Source organism: Rhodococcus sp. T2V, assembly GCF_029269925.1.
In the GTDB taxonomy this organism is placed as follows: Bacteria; Actinomycetota; Actinomycetes; order Mycobacteriales; family Mycobacteriaceae; genus Rhodococcus_F; species Rhodococcus_F koreensis.
On sequence record NZ_JARJBD010000048.1, the window covers coordinates 30482 to 49412 of the forward strand.

At 67.2% G+C, this 18931-nt stretch carries 17 protein-coding genes; 10 read left to right on the plus strand and 7 right to left on the minus strand.

Features of this window, described 5'->3' with window-relative positions:
• Nucleotides 1–77: 77 nt before the first annotated feature.
• Nucleotides 78–812, minus strand: a complete 735-nt coding sequence (locus tag P3H15_RS31940) for a nucleotidyl transferase AbiEii/AbiGii toxin family protein (RefSeq protein ID WP_276140879.1) — start codon at nt 810–812, stop codon at nt 78–80.
• Between the two features lie 10 nt (nt 813–822).
• Nucleotides 823–1887 carry a helix-turn-helix domain-containing protein gene (locus P3H15_RS31945; RefSeq protein WP_276140880.1) on the minus strand — a complete coding sequence of 355 codons (1065 nt, stop codon included), beginning with the start codon at nt 1885–1887 and terminating at the stop codon, nt 823–825.
• Nucleotides 1888–2375: 488 nt separating this feature from the next.
• On the opposite strand from P3H15_RS31945, the gene P3H15_RS31950 reads away from it, so the two are divergent.
• A complete protein-coding gene (locus P3H15_RS31950; RefSeq protein ID WP_276140881.1) occupies nt 2376–2705 on the plus strand; it encodes a hypothetical protein in 330 nt (109 codons plus the stop codon).
• A gap of 121 nt (nt 2706–2826) precedes the next feature.
• On the opposite strand, the gene P3H15_RS31955 is transcribed toward P3H15_RS31950, so the two are convergent.
• On the minus strand, nt 2827–3120 hold the full coding sequence (locus tag P3H15_RS31955) for a DUF4193 domain-containing protein (RefSeq protein ID WP_276140882.1): 294 nt from the start codon (nt 3118–3120) through the stop codon (nt 2827–2829).
• A 42-nt stretch (nt 3121–3162) separates the two neighbouring features.
• Nucleotides 3163–3474 (minus strand): WhiB family transcriptional regulator, encoded by a 312-nt coding sequence (locus P3H15_RS31960; RefSeq protein WP_276140883.1) that lies wholly within the window; start codon nt 3472–3474, stop codon nt 3163–3165.
• A gap of 626 nt (nt 3475–4100) precedes the next feature.
• On the opposite strand from P3H15_RS31960, the gene P3H15_RS31965 reads away from it, so the two are divergent.
• From P3H15_RS31965 to P3H15_RS32005, 8 genes are all read left to right on the plus strand, one after another.
• On the plus strand, nt 4101–4325 hold the full coding sequence (locus tag P3H15_RS31965) for a hypothetical protein (protein WP_276140884.1): 225 nt from the start codon (nt 4101–4103) through the stop codon (nt 4323–4325).
• A gap of 708 nt (nt 4326–5033) precedes the next feature.
• The gene (locus P3H15_RS31970) at nt 5034–5402 is read left to right on the plus strand and encodes a hypothetical protein (protein ID WP_276140885.1); all 369 of its coding nucleotides are present in this window, start codon (nt 5034–5036) and stop codon (nt 5400–5402) included.
• Between the two features lie 1454 nt (nt 5403–6856).
• Nucleotides 6857–6997 (plus strand): hypothetical protein, encoded by a 141-nt coding sequence (locus P3H15_RS31980; protein WP_276140914.1) that lies wholly within the window; start codon nt 6857–6859, stop codon nt 6995–6997.
• Nucleotides 6998–7105: 108 nt separating this feature from the next.
• Nucleotides 7106–7630, plus strand: coding sequence for a DUF2441 domain-containing protein (locus tag P3H15_RS31985; RefSeq protein WP_276140886.1), 525 nt, complete (start codon nt 7106–7108; stop codon nt 7628–7630).
• Between the two features lie 583 nt (nt 7631–8213).
• Entirely contained in the window at nt 8214–9251 is a 1038-nt protein-coding gene (locus tag P3H15_RS31990) for a hypothetical protein (RefSeq protein WP_276140887.1), read from the plus strand.
• A 5-nt stretch (nt 9252–9256) separates the two neighbouring features.
• Complete coding sequence (locus P3H15_RS31995; RefSeq protein ID WP_276140888.1) at nt 9257–9922, plus strand: RES family NAD+ phosphorylase; 666 nt, start codon at nt 9257–9259, stop codon at nt 9920–9922.
• Between the two features lie 292 nt (nt 9923–10214).
• The gene (locus P3H15_RS32000) at nt 10215–11609 is read left to right on the plus strand and encodes an IS1380 family transposase (RefSeq protein WP_276140889.1); all 1395 of its coding nucleotides are present in this window, start codon (nt 10215–10217) and stop codon (nt 11607–11609) included.
• A gap of 451 nt (nt 11610–12060) precedes the next feature.
• Entirely contained in the window at nt 12061–13089 is a 1029-nt protein-coding gene (locus tag P3H15_RS32005; protein ID WP_276140890.1) for a histone-like nucleoid-structuring protein Lsr2, read from the plus strand.
• 348 nt (nt 13090–13437) lie between these two features.
• On the opposite strand, the gene P3H15_RS32010 is transcribed toward P3H15_RS32005, so the two are convergent.
• From P3H15_RS32010 to P3H15_RS32020, 3 genes are all read right to left on the minus strand, one after another.
• On the minus strand, nt 13438–14217 hold the full coding sequence (locus P3H15_RS32010; RefSeq protein WP_276140891.1) for a siderophore-interacting protein: 780 nt from the start codon (nt 14215–14217) through the stop codon (nt 13438–13440).
• 422 nt (nt 14218–14639) lie between these two features.
• Entirely contained in the window at nt 14640–15680 is a 1041-nt protein-coding gene (locus P3H15_RS32015) for a 2-oxo acid dehydrogenase subunit E2 (RefSeq protein WP_276140892.1), read from the minus strand.
• A gap of 18 nt (nt 15681–15698) precedes the next feature.
• Entirely contained in the window at nt 15699–18035 is a 2337-nt protein-coding gene (locus P3H15_RS32020) for a pyruvate dehydrogenase (protein WP_276140893.1), read from the minus strand.
• Nucleotides 18036–18303: 268 nt separating this feature from the next.
• On the opposite strand from P3H15_RS32020, the gene P3H15_RS32025 reads away from it, so the two are divergent.
• Nucleotides 18304–18786, plus strand: coding sequence for an Lrp/AsnC family transcriptional regulator (locus tag P3H15_RS32025; RefSeq protein ID WP_276140894.1), 483 nt, complete (start codon nt 18304–18306; stop codon nt 18784–18786).
• Nucleotides 18787–18931: the final 145 nt, after the last annotated feature.

An 18931-nucleotide genomic window follows, 5' to 3' on the forward strand; every position in this document is an offset into this window, starting at 1 on the left:
TGGCTCCGGGTGGCCGGTCTGCACCACATCACATCGCGACCAGCGCTGACGTCGTCTCTCACCTTGATGTGGCGGCGCTAGCGTTGTGTCGCGTCGGTTAACAGTTCGGCGATCAGGTCGAGGTCGTCGGTGGTGATGTCGTGGCCGCCGACTGCATGGATCCGTTGGAGCGATTGTGGGCGTTTGCGGGTGAACCATAGATCGACGTGGAGGGCGATGTCCTGCGCGGTTGCGACGTCGGCGGAGCGGATCTGGGCCAGCGCTGCTGGGCGGGTGGTCTCGTCGAGCATCAGGTGCACGATGTCGAGCAGGTCGGTGCCTTGCTTGTTGGCCGAGCGGTTCATCACCGCTTGGAGTTTCATTGCGATCAGCGGCCCGGGCTCGGCGACCGGTGTGGTGACCGTGACGCGGTCACCGTTGGTGCGGATGACCTCGATGGTGATGTCGGTTGCGGTGTCGTTGGCCCAGGCGTGCGCGGAGGCGTGCAGGCGGTCTCCGGGGTCGTCGCTGGGGTGGTCGAGTTCGATCTGCCGGACTTCGAGGACGTCGACCTTGACTGATCCGTACCGGGTGGGCAGTAGGACGGCGGCCGGCTCGACCGGTTCGGCGCCATCGGCGCCGCGGAGGACCTCGAGTTGGGGGAGGTCGCCGAGAAGTCGGTCGACGAGGTCGAGGTCGACGGTGGCGCGGTAGGGGTTCGACAACCGGGACAGCACGGCGAGGCCGCCGACGATGACGGGTGCCTGGCCGATGAGTGCCCGAACCTCGATGACACCCGCGGCGACGGCGGCCATCGCATCGCCGACGAACACGACATGGCGGCTACCAGACACGGGTCCACCGATCACCGGGTATCCAGGCATCGAGGATTTCCCGGCCCCGCCCGAGGTCTTGGGCGAGATCGAGCGCAACGAACACCGGATGCGTGAGCGGCCATTCGAGCGGGCTGGTGTCCAGCTCGATCCGGGACTGGACGACCGCGGGAACCGGGGCGACCCGGACGGTGGCGTGCGCGTGCCGGGCCGACTCTACGGTCCCGAGCAGGGTGCTCGCGCGCCGGAGGATCGAGGGGTCGGGGACGAAGAAGTCGAGGGTCTGACCTTCACGGTATGCGAGGGGTGCACCGTATGCGGCGGCGGCCGCGGAGTCGGTCAGTGCCCACCCGGGCCCGTCGAGGGCGTCGAGACCGAGCCGGAGCGTGCGTTGCAGGCTGGTATCGCCCGGTGTCGGGGGCTGCGCCAGATGAACCCGCGGGCTCGTCCAGCGGTCGGCGACCTGCCAGAACAGGTCGGTGCCGATCAGGGTGTTGTTCTTGTCGAGGAGGCCGTCTCGTCGCAGGGCGGCGAGGATCTCCGAGACCGTGCTGGGGGAGCGGCCGACCTCGCGCGCGAGCCCGCGCACCGTGCCGGCGCGTTCGGGGTGGCGCAGGATGGCGGTGGCGACCTCGAGTCCGGCCTTGCCGCCGAGCGCCTCGGACCGTGCGGCGCGTTCTGTGACCGGCTGTATGTCGGCGTCGATCACCAGGCGATCGGTGCGCAGCGTGAGTCGGCCACGCAGGTCCAGGTAGCCCCCGTGGTGGCGGATGAGCATGGTGCGCGCCGCGTCGGTCACCCGGTCGGCGACGACGAGCAACGGTGTGGACGCGGCCGAGGTGGTCGAGGGCGCGATGTCGGTGAGCAGCCGCTCGGCAACACTGTCGGTGACCAACGTGCGGAACTCCAAGAGGATCGGCACGGCCACGCCGTCCGGGTCCACGACCAGGTCGGCGTGGCTCCCGGACGCGGTCACGGGCCGGCGGGCCTCGATGTCCAACTGTGCGAGGGCATCGACCACGAAGGCCTCGATGCCCGCGCCCGCGCGCCTGTGGTGGGTCCGCCGTCCGTTCACTGTTCCGATCCTTACAGGTGTTCGGTGTTCGGTCAATACCGAACACCGAACACCAAGCACCGAAGTCCACGGAACGGTGTCGAGGCGCACAGGGGCGGTCACCGCTGGTGTCGCGGTCGCGATGCCCGGCAGCCGTCGGGGTGAAGTGATTGTGCGCAGCGCCCGAGAAGAAGCCGCAAAGCAAGAAGCCGTCAGCGTAGAGGATTCGAAGGAAATCCATAGTCCGGTTGGCCGCGAGTGACGAAAATTCATCTAGGAGAAGACCGTTCACGACAATGGCAAGCACGGGGAAGGGGAGTTTGCACGCTTCTGTCGCGCTACTGAGGTCGGGTTCCTGCATCTGGGCGGGCGCCGACGGCACCATGGCAGCTGACTGCGTCGGTGCGGTCCGATCGCGGATGGTGTTCGTGCAGGTCGGGTCGCGTATCGGGCCGGTCGGTGCTTATGCTCGATCTCGGGAGTGTCGCCGAGCGAAGAGGTGCATCAACATGGCCCGAAACAGCGGCAACCGGCCGGTCGATGGCCCGGAGTTGACGGTCGGTGTCCGGGTGCTGGTCCGCAGGAGCTCCGGGGCCGATCTCACCGGTGAGGTGGTCGAGGATTATGCGGCGGTGACCGACCCGGGCGGTGGTGGGCACGAGTGGGCGCCGGTGCATCGGTGGGCGGTCGCGCTCGACGACGGGCGGCTGGTCTTCGCCGACACGGAAGACCTGACCATCGATCCGAGCTTCCCCCACCCGAACCCGAACCCGAACCCGAATCCGAATCCGAACCAGGATTCGGCCGCGCGGACACCGGGCCGGCACCGGGGAGAGTAACCGGCGGATCGCGCAGCCCGCGAACGGGTCCACCCCCGGGATGTCGGGATGGCGGGCGTCCCCGTGCGGAGCCGGAGGCGTCCGAGGTACCCGGGATACTTGGCGGGGCCCGGGTGTTCGGTCAGCTGCAGTCGCGGCAGATCAGCTGCGCGGGGTCGGCGAGCCGGCTGCGGTGATGGACCAGGAAGCAACTGGTGCAGGTGAATTCGTCCGCCTGCTTGGGGAGGACTCGGACGGTGAGTTCTTCGCCGGACAGGTCGGCGCCGGGTAGTTCGAAGGATTCGGCGGTGTCCGTGTCCTCGACGTCCACGGCCGGGGACTGGGTGTCTTTCCGGCTGGCGGTGAGCTGTTCGAAAGACGTATCGGAGGTCTCGTCGGTTTCGGTGACTCTGGGGGTGTCGTAGTCGGTGGCCATGGCTATGTCGTCCTTGTGTTCTGGGTGTTCGGACCCGCCATGTTAAGGGGTCCGCCGCTCCCACCCGCGTGCGGGCCGGGCCGTCGTGTGCCGGGTTCGTCGGGTGTGGCGGGCGCGTTCGGTTTCGGAAAGACCGCCCCAGATGCCGTAGGTCTCGGTGGTGGTGAGGGCGTGGGTGCGGCAGTCGGTGAGGACGGGGCAGTAGTGGCAGATCTGTTTGGCGGCGTGCTCGCGTCGGGCGCGGACGCTGCGGCGTTCTCCGTCGGGGGAGAAGAACAGGTCGGTGTCGGTGCCGCGGCAGGAGGCGCGGTGCTGCCAGTCCTGGTCGGTCCGGTGATGTGAGTGGTCGAGCATGGAGGGGTGGGGTCGCTTTCGGCAGTCGAACGGGGGCGCTCTGCCCGTCAGGTGCGGGCCCACTGGTCGGGGCGGCTGGCGGGTGGGGTGGTCGCCGGTGGCAGCGGGGCACATCGATGACATGGGCGGCCTGGGTTGGTGGGTCCTCCTGGAAAGCGCAGGGAATGAACGGGTTACGCACCCCGCATGCTGTAGGCTGCGAAAGTGCTGTGCGGCATGACCCCTCGACACATCGCGTGCACACTCGCGCGGCCTGCGGACGTGGTCGCCGGCGAGAACGACAGTCCGGATCCGGGACTGTAATTCGGTGCGCCGCCGCGTCCACAGCAGTGGTCGGATGGGTGCGTTGATGCCTGGGCTCGACATCGGTGACCGGGAGTAACCCCGAATGCTCCACCCCTATGTCGCCTGGAACGGGCGGGTGCAGGGTGTGCTGTCTACGGTAACGACACCGGCCGCGGCGGTGAACGGGAATCGCTGGAAAGTAACTGCGATCACATTTCGGTGCCGTGCCGTGTTCCCGTTGTCGGTTCGCCGGTCTCCATGATCGGTCCGGGTCCGGGTCCGGGTCCGGGTCCGGGTCCGGGTCCGGGTCCGGGGTTCGGGATGGGGACGGTCTACTTCCCGTGGGTGGCGAACAGGCGGTGCAGGGCTTCGTCCCAGTAGCGTTGGCGGTGCCGGTCGAGTATGCGGGCGCACCAGGTGTGCAGGGCGGTGGCCAGGGCGGTGGCCAGGGCGGTGGCCAGGGTGAGGGCGCCGGAAGTGTGGCGGCGATGTCGGTGCCGGTGATCTTCGGGCCGGCCCAGTTGCCGGAGGAGTCGAGGAGGATCTCGGTCTGGGTGTGGGTGTAGGCCCGCCGGTATGTCGATGGTGTCGGTCCGGGTGTCGTCGCCGGCCCATTGCCAGGTCGCGGCTTCGGGGCCAGGGGTTGGTGCGCGAGTCGAGGCGGCCGGCCGGTCGTGCGGGGGCGCCGGTGCCGGTGCCGGTGTCGGTGTCGAGGGTGATGGTGGCGGTCACCGGGTGGGTGCGGGCCTGCTTGTCGGCCGCGCGTGCACTTTCGGTGTTGTAGACACTTATCGCGGCACCGGCGGTGAGGACGATCATCAGGAGGGCGAACGCCGTGAGGAGCAGGTGCAGGCGGCCAGCCGGTCCACGGGGCGGTGGAAGGGATGCCGGTGGTGGGTTTTCCGGATGCGTACGAGTTCGTCGCGGGACGGTTGTGGGGTGGGGCCGCGCCGATGCGGTGTCAGCAGACCCGGCCGGCCTCAGCCCTGGTGGTGCCGGCCCGTCCTGGCACGGGAGGGTCACAGCTGGTTTCCTCGGCCGCGGTTGTGGGCGGCGCGGACGTTTCGGTGTGCGCGAACGTCGTTGGCAGCTCGTGGATTACCTGAGCGAGATCGGATTGGGAGGGGTCGTGGCTTCTGAGCATCCCACTCACGGCATGGTTGCTGTGCGGGCGTGCTCGCGTAAGGACGCGGCCGGTGCCGGACGAGCGTGCACAGGCGGTCCAGGTTTTCCGCGATACCGTCCGTATCGACGTTCTGGCTTACGGTGTCGGTATGAGAGGTGACGAGGCTCGCGTGGCCCGGGCTTTTGTGGGGTGGTTGTCGTCTCAGGGGTGGACGGTCCATGCCGAGGTGGATGTCGTCGACATCGTGGCAGAGAGGGACGGTCACCGGCTCTACGTCGAGGTCAAGGCGGCGTCCACCGCGCCGGGGTTGGACGTCGATACCGCGATCGGGCAGCTCGTTCGGCGGATGCCGAGCGAGGCGGATCAGGCGGTGTCTTTCGCGTTGGTCGTTCGGGACGAGCCGGGGTCGGTGGAGGCGGCGGTGCGGGCACCGCAGCGGATTCTGGATCTGTTGGGGATGGCGCTGTATGCGGTCGATGAGGACGGTGGGGTGCGGCAGCTTGTCGGCCGGGAATGACGTCGGTCCGCGGCACGGCCGGGGATCGGGCCAGTGAGGTGGCCGGCAACATCGTTTACGCGCGTTATAGCGGGGTTGTGTGGTGATGGGTCGGTAGCTCGGTCGGTGAGAGCTGTGGACTCATCCTTGGTTGGTCGAGGGGTCGAGCCCCGTCCGCCCCACCGCGTTCATCGCCGAGCCCTCGACACGCTCGTGGAGGGCCCTGGTCGGGCCGTCGTGCCGGCGGATCGGCGAGGGTGGTCCTCGGGTCGGAAGGGGGCGTCGGAGGAGTGCACCGTTTTCGGTGTAAGCCCGCGCTCCGGGCGGCGGTGGGCGGTGGCGGCCGGCGACGGGTGTGTGGTGTTCGCCGCCGTTGGTGACATCGCACCCGCCCCCCTCGCTGCAGGGCTGTGAGGGGGAGTTCGTGCGGTACGGCTCCCGCCTCTGCTTTTCGGCTCCGCTGTGACGCGATGACGAGGAGCGGGGTCGTTCCGGCCGGTGCGCTCGTGGGCACGGCACGCGATCTCCCGGCACGGAGGCCGCGGGTTATAGGGGTGGGGTGTCGAGTTGTTTCCATTCGTGTGCCCAGCGCCGCATCCGGTTTCGGTGCAGCAGTGTGCGGGTGAGGGCGGTGGGGAGTAGGACGGTGCCGGCGGCGAGGGCCCAGATTCCGAGTGCGGCGGCCGCGGCGACGATCGTGTTCTCCCCGCTGTTCGAAATCGGGCCGCTGGGGTTGCCGTCGGCGTCGATGCTGATGGTGACCGGCTGCCCGGCTTTCGTGGGGTGTCGGTGGGCACGGCGGCGGTGTGCTGCCCTTGGGGTGTGGACCAGCGGGCTCGGGCGGTGTTCTGGGCGCCGGCGGTGCGGAGGGTGCCTGCGCTGGTGTCGGGTGTGGGGTGGGTGTCCTCGAGCAGCACGGCCGGCACCTGCTGTGTGCTCGCCCGCAGGGCTTGGGTTTGGTGTTCGAGTCGGGTGTGGGTCGCGGTTCCGTATGCGGCGGCGAAGGGGATCGCCAGCAGCACCAGGGTCGCGGCGACCAACACGAGGAGGGCCTCGACGCGGTCGCTGGACCGCATCAGGTGGTTGCGGTTGCACGGGCGCAGTCGCCACCACCGGATCGGTGTGGGTACCGGTGCGCGCGGTTGCGGTCGCATGGCTCACCCCCCCAGTTGGATTTCACGTCCTTCTCTTTCGATTGTGCGCCCGGAATCTTGTGCGCCCGGAATCCGGTGAGGTGCCCTGGCGTGCGGGTCGGGCCGGCCCAGTTGCTGGGTGGCGGCGATTCCCCGACCGTCGACCGGTCCGACAGCGGCGTCTCGAACTGCGGGGATGGCATGTCCCTTGGAGGGTGCGTGGGGCACGGTGGCGGCACCGTCAGTGTCGTCCTCGACGCTACCGAGCGCACGATGGGGGATGAGCACTCGCTTGACGGCAGGATGAGACGGTGAGCGACCGAACCGTGGCAGACCTCGAGCGTGAACTCGCTGTGCTCGCCGACGTCCGCGAACGCATCGAAGGTGTCGGAGGGCGACACCTTCGGTATCCCGACCACCGCGGTCGATCAGGTGCTCGGTCAGCTGAACGGTCGTGAACGGCCGCCGTGCGATCCGACGTGATGCCGAGCGAGTGCTGGTCGAACTGGGTCATTCCGGCGCCCGAGCACAGATGTACAGGCGGTGTGACGCGGATTGCGAGAACTCCTCTCGACACGAGAGGCTGCTGGGATGCCGCGCTTCTACACAGTCGATCGAAGAGGAACCCTCCACGAGGGGCAAACACTCGGTCTGACCCGGTACGACGACGTCACCCCGGCCGTGCTTCAAAGGCACCTGGACGTACTGTTCCCCGACGGAGTTGCCGCCCACGGTGCGAACAACTTCGTCAGTGCAGACGCTCGTTTTCAGGTCACTGATCATGTGATCGAGTTGGCCTGGGAGAATGTGCGGCGCGCGCATTTTCCGACTGCACCCTCTCGATTTCAATCGGTCTTCGCAGTGGACAGCCTGGACGAGGCCCGGGCTTTCCGCACGGCTTTCGATCCGACGGGAACCGCCAAGATATGGCGACTGGAGACGGAACATGACGGATTCCGAGTGAATATGGAACTCCTGCGCACGCATGTCTCTGCGCTCATGACCTCGCACCTAGCACATTGTTACTGGTCACAGAAGAGCCCGGACTACGAGGTTCCCGTGACATGGGAGGTGCTGTTGACCCCACCGGTTCGGGTCCTCGGACTTGCTGAGTAGGCCGACACCCCACGTCAGAAGGGTCTGCTCGTTCCCGGCGGCGGTGAAAGGCATGGCCGTTGCTGCAGATTCGACGGAGCGGCACGTCCATGTGGCGGCTGTGCGCGCCGGGCGGGCGTGAGCGTGTCTCCGACTGTGGCGGGATTTCCCTCTGCGGCGCTTGAGTTTTCGACGTCGAAGCAATCTATCCCGGCGAGTGACTGTTGTGACCACATCGATCTCGATGCGACGGCGATGTTCGGTTGCTTGACCGCGGTGGTCGGTACGGGATGCCGGTCGGGAGGTTCGTGGTTCACGGGCGGGTCCTATCGGACGATCGTTGATCGGTCACCCGGTTCTGCGGGAATGCAGTTCTGGGCAGGCGCCGGGTTGCACGGTGATGCGCGGTGCACGGTCGTCACGACCTTCCTCATCGAGCAGTGACTTCGCCTCCGGAACTCCGCTGTGATCAGCTGGGGAACTAAGGGCGTGGTTGCGTATGGCCCGGTCGGGCCCTCGCGGGGCGCACATCTGGACACATCGCCTTACGATACTTACACTTGTCTATATCGTAAGAAACGTAGTTGTCGGGTTGGAGCGGGTCATGACGGACGAAGGCGTCGATGCAGTTCGCAAGCGTGATCGGATCGTGAATCGGGGCGCGTCGACCGGTCGGGTGGTGTCCAAGGCCGCGGGCGGGTGGCCCGGCCGCGCCGGTGTCGCCGCTGGTCGTTCCGTGCATGTTTCGTCCGCGGGTGTTCGTGGTGGCACCCCCGTCATGGTTGCCCCGCGGATCGCCGGTGGCCGGGCGGGCGGGATGCAGGTTCGGAAGCACCCGAGGAGTGCGCAGGAGTGGCAGCGGGAGATCACGCGTGTGGTGTCGTCGTTCGAGGGTGTGTCGCGGCGGCCGGCCGGCGGCATCGAGGTCGACTTCGAGCTTCGGTTCGATCTCCGTGCGACGGGGCTGGCGCTGTCGTGGCTCACCGATGCGTTCCGCACCGCATTGGACGCGGCCGATCTCGCCGATACCGGCGGGGTGGTGATGCGGGCGTTGTTCGACACCAGCGACACCGACGTGGTCACCATCCAGTTGCAGCGGCTGCCCCGTACCACCCGCGCCGCCCTCACGGAGGGCGGAGGTGGTGATCGGGCATCGCGGTCCGCACGCGGTGTCGCCGATCCGGCCCCGACCGTCACAGCGGGCACCGATTCCCATGGACGTGACCCGGTGGAATTGGAGACCGCGACCGGCAACCTCACCTACGCGTCCCCACTGTCGCTGTCGGGCGACACGATCTCCTCGACGGAGGTCTCGGAGATCCTCTCCCCGTCGGGGAATGTGAATCGGGCCCTGGCCAACGCCAAGCGGAAGAGTCATCAACTCCTCGGGCTGAGGGTCGGCAACCAGTACCGGTATCCGCTGTTCCAGTTCGACCGCGAGCGCAAACAGATCCGCCCGGTCGCCGAGCACGCGAATCGGCTGATGGAATGTGACCTGGACCCGTGGGGGACCCTGGACTGGTGGTTCACCGAGAACCCCCTGATCGGGGACCAGCGGCCGGTGGACCGCCTGACCGCGCACGCGCTGACGGAGGCCGAGGTGGAGCTGATGGTGGCGGCCGAGCAGATGGGCATGGACTGACACCGGTGAGCAGTGAACGTTACAACGGCCGGCCCCCGCGGACCAGGCTGATCCCGGCGGGCACCACATTGCACCGGATCTCCGGTACTGGCTCTTCGTACCCGCCGAACTCGTTCAATGCCACAGGTATCCGGACGCTCGGTGACCCGTTGCAGGGGCGGTTCGAGCCGATCGACGACTCCCACGGCGGATACCTGTACGTCGCTTTGTCCCTCTCCGGTGCCGTCGCGGAAGGCATCCTGCGCGATATCCCCATTCCCCGGTCGGGGATCGTGCGCCGCACACGGCTCGCGGGCAAGACGTACACCCGGATGGTCCTCGGCCGCGACGTCACCGTGGCTTCACTGCTGGACGGTGACCTGCGATCGCTGAACCTGTCCGGGACCCTGGTCGGCTGTGACCGTGGCGCCTACACCTGGTCCCGCACCACCTGCCATCAGATCCTGGGCGCCGACCCGTACACCGATGGGGTGATCTACCGCTGCCGCAACAACCCCGCCGAACTCGCCCTGATGCTGCTGGACCGCGGAACCCTCGACTCGGCCGCACTCACCATCGCCGAGTCCCACGACGTGCTGACCGACCCGGGCACCTTCGACGACGTGGTCAAGGTCCTCGACGAGGTCCACCACCTGAAATACGTGGGGGCGGGCAGCGCCCGGCTTCCGTAGCCCGGGCCCCAAAGGCGGACCCGCACCGTTGGACTCGCGGCCCGTGCCATGGCGCAGTATCCATGCCTGGTAATGGGATCAGAGATCCGTTGGGAGAGTGAGGTCCCTGGTGTGGGGACGCTCTCGGGCTCCTCGCGGTTGTGAAGGTGGGCTCGAACACCTGCCCGCTAACCTGGAGATTTCTTCTCATGCGGGCTGAACCCGGCGTGTAAAGCACGGAAGTGCCTGTCCGGTGGTGGATTCTTGGCTTGTCGAAGGTCAAGTATCCGTCATCGAGAGAGGCACTCCGCAGGTGAAGCCTAACCCGTACCCAGCTCTGGTTCTCGATCCTCGGCGTGAGTCGTTGATCTCCTCGTCCGGGGCACTGCTGTTGCGCGAGACGGTCCGGGTCTCTGGCGTCGATCGGGCACTGTCGACGGCGTTGACGCCGTGGCGGCCACCGCGATCACGTCATGACCCGGGCAAGGTGCTGATCGACCTGGCCATGGCAGTCGCGCTCGGTGGTGACTGCGCCGCCGACCTCGCGGTGGTGCGCGCCCAACCGGAACTGTTCGGGTCGGTTGCCTCCGATCCGACGGTGTCCCGACTGGTCACCGGTCTTGCCGCAGAATTCGAGACGGTGCTGCCCGCGATCCGGGCTGCTCGTGCATCGGCTCGGGCGGCGGCGTGGGATCGCCGCCGACCACTGGCCGGCACCGCGGGCAACCGTGACGGTGGTCAGGTGATCGTCGATCTGGACTCGACATTGGTGACCGCGCACTCGGACAAGGAACTCGCCGAGCCGACCTACAAGCGCACGTTCGGGTTCTCGCCGATGTGCGTGTTCGTCGACCACGGCGAACATGGCACCGGCGAACCGCTGGTCCTGGATCTGCGGCCGGGCAAGGCTTCCCCGTTCGACAAGGAGGACCACATCACCGCCCTCGACCACGCTCTCGATCAGCTGCCTGCATCGGAGCGTGGGCAGGTGCTGGTACGTACCGATTCCGGTGGGTGCTCCAAGGCGTTCCTGCATCACATCACCGACCTCGGTCTTGAGTATTCGATCGGGTTCCCCGCGCACGAGACGGTGAAGGCGGCGATCGAGGCAATCCCTGTTCAGGCGTGGCGGGCGGCGGTCGACGGTGACGGTGAACCTCGTGACGGCGCCCAGGTGGCGGAGCTGACCGCGTGGATGCCGGAACCGACCCGGGCCACCAGGCCCGGACCGAAGGACTGGCCCGCCGGGATGCGGGTGATCGTCCGACGTGAACGCCCACATCCCGGCGCGCAGTTGCGGTTGACCGATGCCGACGGCTGGCGGATCACGTGTTTCGCGACCAACACCCACGGTCCCGGCTGGACCCTGCCCGTCCTCGAGGTCCGGCACCGGCAACGGGCCCGAGCCGAGGACCGTATCCGCGGGTTGAAGGACACCGGCATGCGGAACCTGCCGTTTCACGGGTTCGCCCAGAATCAGATCTGGCTCGAAATCGTTTCCCTCGCAGCCGAACTACTGGCCTGGACCCAGACTCTTGCCTGGGGTGAGCGGGAACCGGTCCGCCGGTGGGAACCAAAACGGCTGCGCCTGCGGACTGTCGCCGGCCGGATCATCAACACCGGCAGGAGACGATTGCTGCGACTGCCGAGGGGTTGGCCCTACAACCACCTCATTGACGCCGCCTGGACCACATTGCACACCGCCTGAGCATTCACTTCGGATCGACGAGCAATCACGGAGAGCCGGCGAATGCAGCGCCGGCGATCCCGCATGCCTTCATCCGACAACGCAGCCACCTACGGGTTATCCGCAGGTCAGCCTAGCCAGACGAAAGTTTGAGGCTAATGTCCGTTGTTGAGGCGTTTCGCGTCATCGCAGTCTCGGGACGTCGGTGCACGCGCAAAGATTCCGCCGCGTTGACTGTTAATGGTCAGACCGCGGCACAACCACATTCGTATTCGTTATTCGCACGACGGAAAAGAATGCCTGGCCTGGTTGGCAGAGGTGGTCCTGCTGGGCGAAATGGGTGAGGGCCACGGGTCTTCGTAGATCAGTGCGGCCCGCGTGTGATTGGTCGCGGTTTCGTCGGCCGGCGGTGGAAGCGCCGAAATGCCGCTACTGTGTGTTTGACGATTGCCTGGCGACATGGGGAGACAACGTGGCGGTATCACCGAGGGGTTCTGCAGGTTCGGCGAAGACGACGACCAAAGAGATTCGTCAGTGGGCGATCGGGGCGGGTTTGGAGGTGTCGTCCCGGGGGAGAATTTCGGCCGAGATCGAGCAAGCCTTCCATGACGCGCAGGCGAAGACGGCTCCGACTGAACCGAAGAAGGTGAAGAAGACGGCCGCGAAGAAGGCGATCGCGGAGACTACGACTGCGAAGAAAAGGGTAGTAAAGAAGGTAGTCGGGGAAAAGGCCTCGACGAACAGGGCAGCGGCGAGCAAGGCTCCAACCAAGAAGACGACCAGGGAGATTCGTGAGTGGGCGATCGGGGAGGGGCACGTGGTGTCCTCCCGTGGCCGGATTTCGGCTGAGATCGAGGAAGCCTTTTATGACGCGCAGGCGACGACGGTTCAGGCTAATCCGAAACCGGTGAAGAAGACGGCAGGGAAGAAGGCAGCTGCGAAGAAGACATCCGCGACCGCTCCGGTGAAGAGGTCGACGGCGAGCACCGGTCCGGTGGAGAAGGCGGCGATACAGAAGAAAGCGGCGGCGGCTGCGGTGGCGAGTGCGTCGGTGAGTACGGCGCCAGCGAAGAAGACGACCAGGGAGATTCGCGAGTGGGCGATCGGGGAGGGGCACGTGGTGTCCTCCCGCGGCCGGATTCCCGCCGAACTCGAGCGCGCCTTCCATGACGCCCAGGCAGCGAAGGCCCGGACGAGAACGGCCTCGGCCAGAAAGCCTTCCGCGAAGAGGGCTGCCGGGAAGAAGTCCGCCTCGCCGGCCGCTCCGGTGACGAGGTCGGCGGCGAGCAAGGCTCCGGCGAGAAGGGCGGCCGCGAAACCGGCGGCCGCGAAACCGGCGGCCGCGAAGAAGGCGACGAATAGGGTTTCGGCGAACAGGACGTCCAGGGAGATTCGTGAGTGGGCGATCAGGGAGGGGCACCTGGTGTCCTCACGCGGCCGAATTCCCGCCGAGGTCGAGCGGGCCTTCCATGCTGCACAGGCAGCACTGCCGGTCGCGTGACAGTGTGACGCTGGCCTGATGCATTCGGCGGCCCCGGTATCCGCGGCACAGCATCAGTGAGCCAGCGGTGCCCTGTGCGGATCTCGGGGACGCACAGCCAGAAGGGCGAGGGCGACGAGGACGTGGCCGGGGTGCTCCGGTGGTCCGTGGTCGCCGGCGGCCCGTTCCCGCCGCGGCGCATTGCTACTGACAGCCCTGGTCAGAGGTGTCGGCACCGCACACTGTCGGCCCTGACCCTACGCGGGACTGTCAGAACATCGGTGGATCCAGATCTGGCACATGGCGATTCCCGACGTTCGGTGTCCGGCGCGGTCGCGTTGACTCGTTCCTGACACTCGGGGACCGAGATCAGTGCGCCGCGCTCTCGGCAGCCGCGAGTTCCGACTTCCAGACGCGGAAGCTTTCCTCCGTGCGGCCCCGACGCCAGTACCCCGAGATCGAGGCCGCGGCCGCCGGCACACCACGTTCCTTGCGGACGTACGAGCGGAGGTTGTGCATCACCGCCTGCGCTTCCCCGTGGATGAAGACGTGCGCGTCGCCGGGCAGCCATTCGGCACTGCGCACCGCGGCGATGAGGGGAGCATTGTCGCCGGACGTGTCGTCCCCGATGCGGTCGGCGGTGTCCCCGCGGTGAATCCAGGTGACCGTCACGCCGTTGGGGGCCGTGAGAATCGTCTCGTAGTCGGGGCCGGCCACCTCCACGAACACGTGCCCGACGGCGTTTTCCGGGAGTGCCTCCACCGACGCCGAGATCGCCGGTATCGCGGTCTCGTCGCCTGCGAACAGGTACCAATCAGCGGCGGGATTCGGCGCGAATGCCCCACCGGGCCCGCGCAATCGCAAGGTGTCGCCGGCGGTCGCGGTCGCCGCCCATGGACCCGCGAACCCGACGTCACCGTGCACGACGAAGTCGATGGCGATCTCCCGCGCCGCGGCGTCGACCGACCGGATGGTGTACGTGCGCAGCACCGGTTCTTTGGGCGTGCCGAATTCGAGCTTGGCGTACGCGTCGGTGAAGTCGTTGGGCGTGAAGCTATCGAAGTCGGGGTCACCCAGGAAGACCCGGACCATGTGCGGTGTCAGCCATTCGGTTCGCCGCACGGTCAATGTTGCGGTGGGACGGGACACATGTCACCTCGTTTTCGGTATGTCGCAATATGGTTCGTGTGGGGTGTCACGAAGCCAGTTGGCGATTTGCCGAGCGGCTTCAGATTCCTGGCGATCGATACGGGTAGAGCTCGGAGACTTGGTATATCAACTTGGGACGGCCGATCGGGACGCGTCCAGTTTGTGCTGGCAGAGTGCGATGATGCGTTGTCGTTCCGGCGGTTCCAATCTGGGGCACGGTGGAGTCTGAAGGATTCTGAGGAGTCGGCGGTAGTACTGAGGCGGTTGCAGACCGAATTCCGGCAGTATGTACTCGTCGAAGTCCGGGAGGATGTACTCGTCGACAGTCGCAACGGGTGCCCACCGTACGGCGAACTCGACGAGTCGGTGGTCCTCGCGCGATCCGGGCGATAACGCGGACCGATGGATGCGTGTGGGCGCGCTCACTGCACTTCCGAGGGAAGGAATCCGCCTTCGAGGCGTCTGCGGACAGTGGTGAGGTAGCGCGCCGCGTCAGCGCCGTCGACGATGCGGTGGTCATAGGACAGTGACAGATACGCCATCGACCGGACACCGAAGTGGAGTTCACCGTGATCACCGCGGGTAGGGACCACGCGTTCGACGACAGTGCCGATGCCGAGGATCGCCGACTGGGGCTGGTTGATGATCGGGGTGTCGAACAGCGCGCCGCGGCTGCCGGTGTTGGTGATGGTGAAGGTGCCACCGGCCAGGTCGTCGGGGCGGATCGTCCCCGACCGCACACTGTCGGCGGAGGCGGCGATCGCCCCGGCGAGCTGCGGAATGCGCAGTTCGCCGGCGTCCCGGATGACGGGAACCATCAGACCCTTGTCGCTGTCGACGGCCATCCCGAGGTGCACGGCCGCGTGGTAGGTCACCTCGGTGCAGTCGGCGTCGAGCGAGGAGTTGATCACCGGGTGCTCGCCCAGCGCCTCGACGGCGGCGGCGACGAAGAACGGCAGGAACGACAGCTTTGCTCCGGTGCGCCGGTGGAACTCGTCCTTCTCTCTGTCCCGCAGGCGAGCAATGGCGGTGATGTCGACCTCGACGACGGTGGTCAATTGCGCTGATGTCTGCAGGGATTCGACCATGCGTCGGGCGATGGTGCGGCGGATCCGCGGCAGTTTCTCCACCCGGTCACGGAGGGGTGCCGGGGCGGGTGCGACGGCGGCGGGCACGGGGACCGGCACCGGCGTGTCCGGGGCGGCGCCGTTCTCCTCGCCGAGCACCGCGATCGCCGCACCCACCTCGACTACCGCGTCTTCCTGCGCGACGATCTCGAGAAGGATTCCGGCGGCGGGGGAGGGGATCTCGGTGTCGACCTTGTCGGTGGCGACCTCTAGCAGCGGTTCGCCCGCCTCGACGTGGTCCCCGACGGATTTGAGCCAGCGGGTGATGGTCGCCTCGGTGACGTTCTCGCCGAGCGACGGTAACTCGACGGTGGTGCCGATTTCAGTGGTGGTCATTGGTGGTGTCTCTCTGGGTCAGTCGGTGAGGTCGAGGGCGGCGCGGACGACGGCCTCGGTGTCGATGCCGTGGTAGCGGTAGACGTCGTCGAGGGATCCGACCTGCCCGAACTTGCTGACCCCGAGTGCGGCTCCGGCCACGTTGTTGATGCCGGTCAGGAATGCGAGGGTGTGCGGGTGCCCGTCCAGCACGGTCACCATCGGGGCCGCCCGGTCGGCGGGGAACACCTGGTCGAGGATCCACGACGGGCCGTCGGTGAGGCCGCGGCGGGCCTGCACCGCCTCGAACAGCATGCCGGGACTGGTCACACACACGACATCCGCGGCGATGCCCTGCTCGGCCAACCGGTCTGCGGCGGTGAGGGTTTCGGTGATCACCGCCCCCATGCCGACCAGGGTGACCGCGGCCTTGCCGGCGTGCCGGAGGGTGTAGGCGCCGGCGACGACCTGACGCCGGCGACGTTCCCGGGCCGCCGGATCCGACGGTACGTCGGCGAGCGTTTGATCGACCGGGCGGGTCGACAGTCGCAGGTACGATGAGGAGCCGTCCGGCCGGCCGAGGCGGGAGATGCTGTCGAGCAGGGTCCACTCGACCTCGATCGCGAAGGCGGGTTCGTAGCTGACGCAGCCGGGTTGTTCGAGGCCGATCGACGGGGTTTTGATCGACTGGTGCGCCCCGCCTTCGGCGGCGAGGGTGACTCCGGAGGGGGTGCCGACCAGGATCGATTGTCCGCCGGCGTAGATGCCGTAGGACCAGGGTTCGAGGGCGCGTTCGACGAAGGGGTCGTACATCACTCCGATCGGAAAGAGGGGCTGTCCCCAGCGGCTCCAGGTGGCGCCGAGTTCCCCCATCAGCCCGACCAGGTTGGTTTCGGCGATGCCCAGTTCCATGTGCTGCCCGGTGGGCTTTTCCCGCCAGTGCATGATCGTTTCGGCGTCGTCGTCGAACCAGTTGCGGCGGTCGTTGGGTGACCAGACGCCGACCTTGTTCAGCCACCCGGCCAGGTTCGTGGTGGAGGAGACGTCGGGGCTGACCGTGATGACCCGTTTCGCGGCGTCGGGGGCCTGGCGGCTCAGATCGAGTAGCGCCCGGCCCAGCGCGGCCTGGGTGGTGGAGGTGCCCGATGGGGTGCGGCCGATGTCGGCGGGCACCGAGGGCGGCGTTGCCAGTGCGACAGGGTCACGCTGCAGCCACTGGGCGACGGCGGCGCAGACACGGCCCGCGGTGCTGTCGGTGTCGAATCGTGCCCACGGGTTGACCGGGTCCATCCCCAGTTCGGCCGCAAGCTGTTGGTACTGCTCCACCGTCAGCAACGACGAATGATTCTGCGGATGCCCCTGGGTGGGCAGCCCGCGGCCCTTGACGGTGTAGGCGATGATCACCGTCGGGCGGGTGTCGTCGATCTTCCCGTAGGCCGCGCGGAGAGCGTCGAGATCGTGGCCGCCGAGGTTGCGGATCGCCGCGAGGAGGGTGTCGTCGTCGAGGCCGGCGATCAGGGCGGCAATGGCCATTGCATCCGCCCCCGCTCCCGGCAACCGGTCCCGCACCTGTTCGGCGTTGCACCGCAGTAGCCGTTGGTATTCGGGGTTGGGCATGTCCAGGATCCGGGTCCGCAGCTCTGTTCCGCCGGGGCGGGTGAACAGCGATTCGAGCAGGGTCCCGAACTTGACGGTGATCACCTGCCATCCGGCGGCGGCGAACATCGACTCGAGTCGGCCGGCGGCGATGTTCGGCACGACCCGGTCCAGGGACTGCCGGTTCAGGTCGACGATCCACACGATCTCGCCGAGTTCGGCGACCGAGTGGTCGAGGATCGCCTCCCAGACCGCGCCCTCGTCCAGCTCGGCGTCACCGACCAGGGAGTACTGCCGGCCCGTCCCGGCACCGCCGATGGCGGTGTCGACGTAGCGTCGGGCGATCGCACCCCAGATCGGGGCGGTCGCACCGATCCCGACCGAGCCGGTCGAATAGTCGACCGGGTCGGGGTCTTTCGCCCGGCTGGGGTAGGACTGCAGTCCGCCGAATTCGCGCAGTGTGGTCAGGTACTTTTCGTCCAGTTCGCCGAGCAGGTAGTTGATACCGTGCAGGACGGGGGAGGCGTGGGGTTTGACCGACACCCGGTCGCCGGGCCGGAGTTGCTCGAACCACAGCGAGGTCATGATGGTCGCGATCGACGCACAGGATGCCTGATGCCCACCCACCTTGAGCCCGGTGGGGTTCGGACGGACCCGGTTGGCGTGGTGGATCATCGACGTCGCCAACCAGAGCACGCGCCTCTCGATCTCCATGAGCGCCTCGGGGGTCGGGGAGGAAGCGGTGTGGATGCTGGTGTCGACTGTGTGTGTGCCCTGCATGAAAGTGCGTCCTTGCCTGTGAGTTCTCGGCACCGACCGAACCCGTGGCCAGACTCAGGTCGTGAGCGAGCGGTCGATGTTGTCAGCAGGCGGCTCTGGTGAGAGCCCGGCGCTGCCGCTGGCGGTGAAGCCGCCTATTGAAGAAGAAGTCCCGTGTGCAGAACTCGGCTTATAGTTCAGCATCGGCATACACTTCGAGCAACACCCCTCGCAGAATTTCAGCATTCTGCACACCAGTGCGATCGCATCCCAGCTGGAGGTTGGCAATATGCCCAGCACGACCACCGGCGATTCCATCGACGCCCGAATCCTCGACGCCCTCAACGAGGATCCGCGGGCAACCGTGATCGCGCTGGCCGACAAGACGGGACTGTCCCGAAACACGGTGCAGGCCCGCCTCGGCAAGCTCGAGAAACAGGGCGTCCTGCAATCCTTCGAGCGGCGGATCGACCCGGGAGCGCTTGGGTACCCACTGACCGCCTTCGTCCTCACGAGCGTCATGCAACGGAAATTGTCACGAATTGCGCAGGCGCTCAACAAAATACCCGAAGTGGTGGAGGTTCATGGGCTCAGCGGCGTCACCGACCTCCTCGTGCACGTCGTCGCCCGCGACGCCGACGACCTCTACCGCATCGCCGGCCAGATCCTCGACGTCGACGGGGTGGAGAAGACGACCACCGCACTCGTGATGCGCAAATTCGTCGACTACCGCCTCACCCCGCTGCTGAAACAACTCGCCGACAAGGACTGATCGGGCACACTCGTGAGCATTGTGCCCACCGTACTTCCGCCGGGTCGGCAGTTCGTGTGCAGTCTGCGCAGCGGCGGCGGCGGCGATTGTGGGTTGGCTGCGGTGGTGCTTGACTGGTCGCTCGAGCTCGCCCACCCCCGAGCAG